The sequence below is a fragment of the Acinetobacter sp. YH16042 genome, from assembly GCF_013417245.1.
In the GTDB taxonomy this organism is placed as follows: domain Bacteria; phylum Pseudomonadota; class Gammaproteobacteria; order Pseudomonadales; family Moraxellaceae; genus Acinetobacter; species Acinetobacter amyesii.
The window spans coordinates 46,726-54,896 of the sequence record NZ_VPEJ01000022.1; the positions used below are offsets into that span (position 1 = coordinate 46,726).

Consider the following 8,171-nt stretch of genomic DNA (forward strand, 5'->3'; position numbering starts at 1 on the left):
GACTTAACTTTGTTGTGGAAGATTCATGCGATAACCCAAACCTCTTAAGGTTTTGATGTAATCACTGCCAATCTTCTTACGCAATTGGTAAATAAAAACTTCGATCGCATTACTTTCAACTTCATCCCCCCAAGCATAGAGCGATTCTTCGAGTTGGCTACGCGTCATAATATGCTCAGGATTCAACATCATCTTATGCAAAATTTGATATTCACGCGATGTCAGCGTAATCAATTCCGCATTTTTACGCAGCGTTTTGGCTAGTACATCTAAACTTAATTCCCCGAAAGTCAGAGAATTATCACGCTGCTGATGATGCAAACGTAATTGGGCACGTACCCTTGCTGACAACTCTTCCAAGCTAAAAGGTTTCACCAAATAATCATGGGCTCCCAGATCTAAACCTTCAACACGATCTGCAATACTGTCACGAGCAGTAATGAATAAAACTGGTGTAAGCGGATGCAACTGTACGATACGTTTTAAAATTTCATCACCAGTTACTTTTGGTAAGCCACGATCTAAAAGTATGCAATCATATTGATGTTGTTCTAAAGCCAAAATAGCGTGATCGCCTCGCTCAACCCAATCGACACTATAGCCATCCATTTCAAGCCATGTTTTTATACTGTCTGCTTGGGATGCATCATCTTCTGCCAATAAAATTCGCATCTTACCTACCCTATTTCTATGGTTCCGACTTCAGTGTATCGAACTTTTGCTCATATCTACTCATATCATAAAAAAACCACAGCTTGCTGTGGTTTTTTTCATGGCGCAGCACTGTATTGAATGACAGGCTAAATTAAAATTTTACTTGATCGACATCCACTTCAACACGTTTTGTTGGTTTGTAATCAATGTCGATTTCTCCAATGAGCGTTACCGGTGTTTTAGCTGAAATCGCTTTGCCTTGCCAAAGTTCATCATCAATATCCACTGTAATGCTGCCTGTGCTATCGCGGAACTGATATTTTTCATCGCCCATCGATTTCACAACATAACCTTTCAATTGAACTTTACTATCATCTTTTAAGCCTAAGGCATGTTTCACAGATGTGGTTTTCATCGGTGCAACTGCTGTTTGATTAACGGCTGTATTCGCGACTGCAACCGATGCCACACCTGCAAATGCTAAACCACATACCAATTGAGTGAATGTTTTCATCTTCGGTCTCTCTTACTGTGTCTATTTCGATAGCGCTATTTAAACAAAGCAAGATGAGTCGAATCTTAAGCTGCAAAGACGTTTTTATTTACTTTGATCGAACCATTAGTTGAGCGGCACGACACGCAGGACTTCTTCTAAAGTGGTTACCCCTGCAAGTACTTTACGCGCACCGGCAATTCGTAATGGCTCGACATGCTCTTTACGAGCCTGTGTACGTAGTTGGGTTAGATCTGTATTAGCACCAATCAATTGCTTGGTTTCAATACTGAGTGGCATAAATTCATAAATTCCCACACGGCCTTTATAACCCGTTTGACGGCATTCATCACAGCCCACCGCCTCGTAGACAAAATCAGGCATTTGAATCGCATATTCAAAGGTCAGATGTTTCCACTCTTGTTCATTGATAAAAGTCTCACGCTTACAATGTGGACAGAGTTGACGAACTAGACGTTGTGCCAAAACCCCTAATATGGTCGCTGCGGTTAAAAAAGGCTGAATACCTAGGTCATGTAATCGCGTCAAACTCGATGGTGCATCATTGGTATGTAAAGTTGAAAGCACCAAATGACCTGTTAATGCAGCTTGGATCGCCATATTTGCCGTATCATGATCTCGTATCTCCCCGACCATGATAATGTCAGGGTCTTGACGCATTAAAGCCCGTACACCATCAGCAAAGCCTAAATCAATCCCTGTATTCACCTGCATTTGGTTAAAGCTCGGCTCTAACATCTCAATCGGGTCTTCAATCGTACAGACATTCACTTCTTCAGTTGCCAATTGCTTGAGCGATGAATAAAGCGTGGTGGTTTTACCCGAACCCGTCGGACCGGTCACTAAAATAATACCGTGACTATGACTGGTTAATGCTTTCCAATCATCCAACAGACGCCCTTCAAAACCGAGCTGTTGGAAACTACGTACCAAGACTTCAGGGTCAAAAATACGCATGACTAACTTTTCACCAAAGGCTGTTGGCAGCGTCGATAAACGTAGCTCTGTTTCTTGGCCTTTGGGTGTACGGGTTTTTAAACGTCCATCTTGCGGTTTACGTTTTTCAGCCACATTCATCCGACCTAAGATCTTAATTCGCGAGACCACGGCTGTCAGGGTATTTGCGGGCATGTTGTAGATGGTATGCAATACGCCATCGATACGAAAACGCACCTTTCCTGTATCTTTACGCGGCTCGAGGTGAATATCACTTGCACCTTGTTCGAAGGCAAACTGTAAGACCCAATCCACAAGCTTCACAATATGCTGATCATTGGCATCTGGATTTTGTGTATCACCTAATTGTAATAGTGCTTCAACGCCTTTATTTTCACGGTCATAACTCGATGATTTTTGCGAATTACTGACCGCACGACTCACTTGGTAATATTCAACCAAGTAACGCTGTAGTTGGTCTGGACTGAGTAATACACGCTGAATCTTGCGTGGTAATACCGTTCTCTCTAAATTGGCAATCCATTCATTTTTATAAGGTTGATCCGTTGCAATCAGCACATGCTCATTTTGTAATTCAACCGCTAAAATGCGATTTCGTACTGCAAATTCCTGAGACATAATGGCTGTCAAAGCAGGCACATCAGCTTTTAGAGGATCGATAATATAAAACGGTACTCCAGACTTTTCTGCCAACCATTGGCAAAGTCTATTCAATGTTAAGGTAGACTGCGGATGACTCTGATCGACTAAATTAAAATTGGCAATCCATTGTAGAGGATGCCATTTCAACTGCTCACGCTGACGGTGCGTGGTTTGAATCAGTATTTTGTCCCGTTCAGTAATACGTCCATCTTTTTGTAATTGGTCTAAACACCAAGAAGTGTCAATTTCAAAATTAAAAGTCATTGTTCTATGTTCCCCAAACATAGGTTCACTATAACAAAACCAGCTGATTAAAACGCAATATTTTTTACTTAAATTATTAAGAAAAATTTAACTTAAATCATTAATTTTAATTAGTTAATTTTTAACATTCCCTTTTTTATGTTTTTCTATACTATATGTAACAGTCACAAATAATAGTGACGTAATTCATAATTTATTAAAGAGGGTAACATGAAATTTAAAATTTTAAGCCTAGCCATTTTTAGTTCCTTAATTCTAAGCGCTTGCGGCGGCTCATCATCAAATGAATCCACTGGCGGAACTGGCGGAACTGGCGGAACTGGCGGAACTGGCGGAAACGATCTATCTAATCCAGATTTTCAGCAATGGACTTCTTTTTATATTGATGAATATTCTGATGATTCTCTTGCACATGAAATAGAAAGAATCACATTTGATCAAGGTAATATATATATCAAGATTGATCAAAATACTGGTTGGGATGAAAGTGAAACCTTTTTCCTGACAGCAAATGGCATATATGATGATGGCATACCTCATTCTACTTATGGCAAACACAAAGGAACAATTAAAGCCAATAGTAATACATGGGTACAGTCCCCTTACTCCTCAATTAATTCTATGGGTTTGACGACAACTGTAGCATTTAAAAAGCTCGATATTTCAGGGCAACTCATTGCACCTCTACTACATCCTGCAAATTACATAACTTTAAAACACAATCTACTATCAACATATCCGATGGGAATTAAAGGTCAAACTTTTTATCAAGCCCTTTCAAATGTTAAATTCCCAGCTGGTTCTAGCTGTATCCAATTCCAATCGATTAATAATTCTGAAGAATATATTGAATTATATAACTATTCATTAGATAACGACATTCAACCTTACTTAAGAGAAGAATGGAATAATATCAGCACTTTATCCCAAAATTACATAAAAAAAATCTTCAAAGATTCAACGAGTTATATAAAAGAAGATGATGACTCTTTTTATGGTTTAGCTGAATTCAAAAGCAGCATCTACGAAGTTAATTATTATCAAAAGGGCGAAGAATTTAACTTAAGTAAAGAAATTCAAGCTTTACAAGCAATCACTCCAAAAAATACAGCCTTAGATGAGTTTATCGAATTACAAAGCAAATCTTGCAGCTTATTTAACAATACAGCAAGCCAAATTATTTTAGATGAAATGAAAAAATATTAATTTTACTACACCCCACAGTTGATAAATAATTTTTACTTATTTATCAACTTATTAGGGTTCGGTCTTTCCCTCTACATTTAAGTGATTTCTAAAATCTTAATCTGAAGCTCCAACACTTTAAAACGTACATTACAACCACCAAACAACATGCCATACACACGCTCCTCATCGTGTTGATATGCAGGTCGTGGATCTAAAGATAACACCTCTTGTAATTCTAAAACTGTCTGCATCCCTAAAGACCCCATACCGATCAACTGAGCTTTTTGCAGTTCTGCTGCTTCTGACCAAATCACTTGTTTACGCACAGGCTCATCCTGCGCATAACCGCTTTGCGCATCCATCACTGCATCTGAATATTGAATATAGGGTTTGATATCTAAAATTGGCGTGCCATCTAACAAATCACTACCGACAACATAGACACGTACCGATTTACCGACTTTTTTCACCCCTTTGAGCTGCACAACCGACAAGCCCATAGGTGACGGTCGGTACATACTTCGTGTCGCAAATACCCCGATTTTTTGATTACCACCTAAACGCGGAGGACGAACTTGCGGACGAAATTTTGTCGAATCTGCATTTTTATTTTCATGAAACTGCCAAATCAGCCAAAGATGACTAAAATCTTCAATCCCCTCAAAAGCCAATAAATCGTTATAAGGTTCTACCATTTCAATATAAGATTCGACTTGCACCAAATTTGGCTGACGTGGAATACCAAACTTTTCTCGGTAGGGAGATTTCATATACCCGATAATTGGCATTTTAAGCTCAGACATAATCACTTTTTCTGATAAGTTCAATTAAATATATTCAGTTTATCGAGAATGATTTTAGATTAGAATAGTAAGCTGTTCTAATTTGATAATTTTATTGAGACCTTTAATGGCTGCTTTTAACGTCGAAAAGATTACTCACGTCCACCATTGGAATGACACTTTATTCTCTTTTAAAACCACTCGCGATACTGCGTTACGTTTTAAAAACGGTCAATTTGTGATGATCGGCCTTGAAGTAAATGGTAAGCCTTTAATGCGCGCTTATTCTATTGCAAGCGCAAACTATGAAGAAGAATTAGAGTTTTTCTCTATTAAAGTTCCAGATGGTCCTTTAACGTCTATTTTACAAAAAGTAAAAGTTGGCGATGAAATTTTAGTATCTAAAAAACCTACAGGTACGTTGGTTCTAGATGACTTAAACCCTGGTAAAAACTTATACCTACTTTCTTCAGGTACAGGTCTTGCACCGTTCCTTTCTGTAATTCGTGACCCTGAAACTTACGAACGTTTTGAAAAAATCATCGTTGTACATGGTACACGTTTCATTTCGGAATTGGCTTATCAAGATTTAATCTTAGATGAAATTCCTAACCACGAATTCTTTGGTGAATTAGGCGCGAAAGAAAAATTGGTTTACTACCCTACGGTAACTCGTGAAGAATTCCATACTCAAGGCCGTGTAACAACTGCCATTGAATCTGGACAACTTTTCGAAAAAATTGGGCTTCCACGTTTCAACCCTGAAACTGACCGCGCAATGCTTTGCGGTTCACCTGCATTCCTAGACGACGTTGCTGCACTACTTGACCAGCACGGCCTGAAAGAATCTCCTAAGATGGGCGTTCTAGGCGACTACGTGATCGAACGTGCATTCGTTGAAAAATAATTAGCTGTAAATTAAAAAGCGCATGTCATCATGCGCTTTTTTTTGATCTATATGCCACTCATGACTGATACAGCTATTTTTCTTCTTTTACCTTCAATTCATCAATAATTTTTGCTCTCCACTCTAAACCTTTATTTGTAGCACGAGGTAATTCATTTGAAAGAGTAATCTCCACACTATCATCTGGGTATAAATGTACTGCTAAATATTTTTTATCTTTTAAGTCTTTAGAAATTAATAAAGGAACATTTATAGCTTTATGTTTACGCGAACTGTTTGTTTCACCCCATTTTACATATTGGGACCCTGTTAACACTGCTGATCTTTTCGTTCCACTACCAAATCCGCCACCCAACTCTTCACCATTTAATTCAACAATATAAGGTATATAACTTGCATCATAACCATAAGATGTTGTCGTCAACACATAAGTTTTTGTTGAATGAGTATTACACCCTATTAAACTCATTGCTGAAAGCATAATAAACATTAAATTCGTTTTTAAAACTTTCATCATTATCCTTTAAAAAATATTGGGTTTTAATTTATTTAATTAAAAATAATAATCAAAGAAAATTAAAAATATTATCCATTAGAAACGAATAACCAAAAGGAAATTTTATCCTATTTATCACCATCAAGCTGCCAGTACACATACCCATCCATTCCAACATACCTCGAATGGCATCTACTTATTCAGTCAGATACCAAATCGTAAGACTCCAAGGGTTATCTTTAATCTCAGGCATATCTTCTCCTTGATTAAAATGGCGTTTTTCCATGTTATTCGCAGGACTATACCATTCACCTGTTTTAGGGCAAATTTAACCAAATCTTTTGGATAAATTATATGTGTTATTTCGCTATCATTTATCAACACACATCAGACAACACAAATCATTTCAGCTTCGATCGGTAAACTTGCCCCCTTCATTTGCAACTCTTTCAATCAAGTACCAATCTGTTTTCTCATAATATGTTTCATAAGTTTCTGGATCTATTGTAGTGGGAATTACACTACCAAAACCTCTATCATCTTCATTACTATGAGCCATAAATTCTATTCGGTTCGGCACAAATTCGGAAATATATAAACCTGTTATCGCAACTTTTTCATTCGATTTTACTTTAATACTTTGATTTACACGATAAATGGGATATGACACAGGAATATTAATTTTTGAAATATCAGATATTTCATCAACAATACTTTCTTGATTCCAATACGTTGGATAGGTATTTTCAATAATGAATGCCTCGGCCTTAGCCTTTGTATAAAAATCCCAACATTCTTTCACATTTTCATGAGGTAGTTCATCCATCCATTTTTTTGAAAACTCACTCATACCTTTGTCATTCGATCGAATCTCTGATGCGCAATCTAAATATGTTAGATCGCCTTCTTTTATTCTTATATAAGCAAAATCTAAAGTATCCATAGTTTTTCTTAAAAGTGGTAAAACCGTCCCTCCCCAATTGATGTCTACTTGCTTTGGCATTGGAAAATCAAGATAATTATAGGGTAGATTTCTCATATAAACGGCAAACAGCAATTCCAAACGATCTAAAAAAGATTGATAGTTATTTCTCATGCTATAAAAAAATTCTTTAGAACTAAAATGTTCTAATAAATATAAAAATTTAGGATCGATTTTAAAATTCATATTCAGCCTAAAATTAATGCCCCGAAGGGCATATTTTATTTATTCTTCACCATTAAAATACCAGTACACTTCACCCCAATCTGCCTTAGAAAGTGTTGGTAACATTTCACCTCTTAACACATAAACGCGTGAATCCACTTGTGCAGGGGTTGTCCAATAGCCCGTTTTTGGAGATTTTTCGCCAGCATTGACTTTTAATACAGTTAGATTGTCTTGGGTTACTTCAGATTGAGTATTATTTTTACGAACCCATGCAACTATATCTTTAGGATAAAACAAATGTTTATGTAAAGAACTGTCATCCAAATCTAGTAAATAAACAAGAGCTGCTGCTTCAAAAGCCCAGTAACCAACATATGAATAATTATCTAAATTTAAATGACTATTGTACCAAAGTGTATTTTTATGCATTTGATACCAATCAGCCAAATATTCATCCAACAGTTCAATCGCATGATTTTTGTTATTTTTAATTAGGGTCTGTTGACATTTGTTGATTAAAAAAATAGCGAGATAGTAAAATTAAATCGCCAAACCCAATTTTACACTCGCTATGCCTCGAACAATGCTAAATGATCAACACTGGTCCAAGTTACTTG

Annotated in this window: 9 protein-coding genes and 1 pseudogene; 2 read left to right on the forward strand and 8 right to left on the reverse strand. The window is 36.9% G+C overall.

The genetic code is table 11. The features are described 5' to 3' along the window. Nucleotides 1-3: 3 nt before the first annotated feature. The 3 genes from FTV37_RS13600 to FTV37_RS13610 all read right to left on the reverse strand — a co-directional run bounded on the left by FTV37_RS13600 (nucleotide 4) and on the right by FTV37_RS13610 (nucleotide 3,031). Nucleotides 4-672: a response regulator transcription factor gene (locus FTV37_RS13600; protein WP_180064109.1), complete on the reverse strand. Its 669-nt coding sequence runs from the start codon at nucleotides 670-672 to the stop codon at nucleotides 4-6. 133 nt (nucleotides 673-805) lie between these two features. Beyond that, nucleotides 806-1,168 carry a NirD/YgiW/YdeI family stress tolerance protein gene (locus FTV37_RS13605; protein WP_168379331.1) on the reverse strand — a complete coding sequence of 121 codons (363 nt, stop codon included), beginning with the start codon at nucleotides 1,166-1,168 and terminating at the stop codon, nucleotides 806-808. 105 nt (nucleotides 1,169-1,273) lie between these two features. Further along, complete coding sequence (locus tag FTV37_RS13610) at nucleotides 1,274-3,031, reverse strand: GspE/PulE family protein (protein WP_180064110.1); 1,758 nt, start codon at nucleotides 3,029-3,031, stop codon at nucleotides 1,274-1,276. Nucleotides 3,032-3,241: 210 nt separating this feature from the next. Here FTV37_RS13610 and FTV37_RS13615 point away from each other — a divergent pair, with 210 nt between their 5' ends. Then, nucleotides 3,242-4,237 (forward strand): hypothetical protein, encoded by a 996-nt coding sequence (locus FTV37_RS13615; protein WP_180064111.1) that lies wholly within the window; start codon nucleotides 3,242-3,244, stop codon nucleotides 4,235-4,237. A gap of 77 nt (nucleotides 4,238-4,314) precedes the next feature. Here the strand turns inward: FTV37_RS13615 and tsaA are convergent, their stop codons facing one another. Continuing rightward, a complete protein-coding gene (gene tsaA, locus FTV37_RS13620) occupies nucleotides 4,315-5,022 on the reverse strand; it encodes a tRNA (N6-threonylcarbamoyladenosine(37)-N6)-methyltransferase TrmO (RefSeq protein ID WP_180064112.1) in 708 nt (235 codons plus the stop codon). A 106-nt stretch (nucleotides 5,023-5,128) separates the two neighbouring features. On the opposite strand from tsaA, the gene FTV37_RS13625 reads away from it, so the two are divergent. Beyond that, nucleotides 5,129-5,908: a ferredoxin--NADP reductase gene (locus FTV37_RS13625; RefSeq protein ID WP_078189109.1), complete on the forward strand. Its 780-nt coding sequence runs from the start codon at nucleotides 5,129-5,131 to the stop codon at nucleotides 5,906-5,908. 73 nt (nucleotides 5,909-5,981) lie between these two features. Here the strand turns inward: FTV37_RS13625 and FTV37_RS13630 are convergent, their stop codons facing one another. The 4 genes and pseudogenes from FTV37_RS13630 to FTV37_RS13640 all read right to left on the reverse strand — a co-directional run bounded on the left by FTV37_RS13630 (nucleotide 5,982) and on the right by FTV37_RS13640 (nucleotide 8,001). Beyond that, a complete protein-coding gene (locus FTV37_RS13630; protein WP_180064115.1) occupies nucleotides 5,982-6,422 on the reverse strand; it encodes a hypothetical protein in 441 nt (146 codons plus the stop codon). Between the two features lie 178 nt (nucleotides 6,423-6,600). Continuing rightward, nucleotides 6,601-6,732: pseudogene (locus tag FTV37_RS17930) on the reverse strand (hypothetical protein); the annotation flags it as partial. Nucleotides 6,733-6,810: 78 nt separating this feature from the next. Further along, on the reverse strand, nucleotides 6,811-7,572 hold the full coding sequence (locus FTV37_RS13635; protein ID WP_257224344.1) for a hypothetical protein: 762 nt from the start codon (nucleotides 7,570-7,572) through the stop codon (nucleotides 6,811-6,813). Between the two features lie 39 nt (nucleotides 7,573-7,611). Continuing rightward, complete coding sequence (locus FTV37_RS13640) at nucleotides 7,612-8,001, reverse strand: DUF1911 domain-containing protein (protein ID WP_257224345.1); 390 nt, start codon at nucleotides 7,999-8,001, stop codon at nucleotides 7,612-7,614. Nucleotides 8,002-8,171: the final 170 nt, after the last annotated feature.

What these genes read in the sequence shown, in the direction of transcription:
- FTV37_RS13600 (WP_180064109.1), bottom strand. Translation starts at nt 672, where the DNA reads ATGCGAATTTTATTGGCAGAAGATGATGCATCCCAAGCAGACAGTATA.
- FTV37_RS13605 (WP_168379331.1), bottom strand. Translation starts at nt 1,168, where the DNA reads ATGAAAACATTCACTCAATTGGTATGTGGTTTAGCATTTGCAGGTGTG.
- FTV37_RS13610 (WP_180064110.1), bottom strand. Translation starts at nt 3,031, where the DNA reads ATGACTTTTAATTTTGAAATTGACACTTCTTGGTGTTTAGACCAATTA.
- FTV37_RS13615 (WP_180064111.1), top strand. Translation starts at nt 3,242, where the DNA reads ATGAAATTTAAAATTTTAAGCCTAGCCATTTTTAGTTCCTTAATTCTA.
- tsaA (WP_180064112.1), bottom strand. Translation starts at nt 5,022, where the DNA reads ATGTCTGAGCTTAAAATGCCAATTATCGGGTATATGAAATCTCCCTAC.
- FTV37_RS13625 (WP_078189109.1), top strand. Translation starts at nt 5,129, where the DNA reads ATGGCTGCTTTTAACGTCGAAAAGATTACTCACGTCCACCATTGGAAT.
- FTV37_RS13630 (WP_180064115.1), bottom strand. Translation starts at nt 6,422, where the DNA reads ATGAAAGTTTTAAAAACGAATTTAATGTTTATTATGCTTTCAGCAATG.
- FTV37_RS13635 (WP_257224344.1), bottom strand. Translation starts at nt 7,572, where the DNA reads ATGAATTTTAAAATCGATCCTAAATTTTTATATTTATTAGAACATTTT.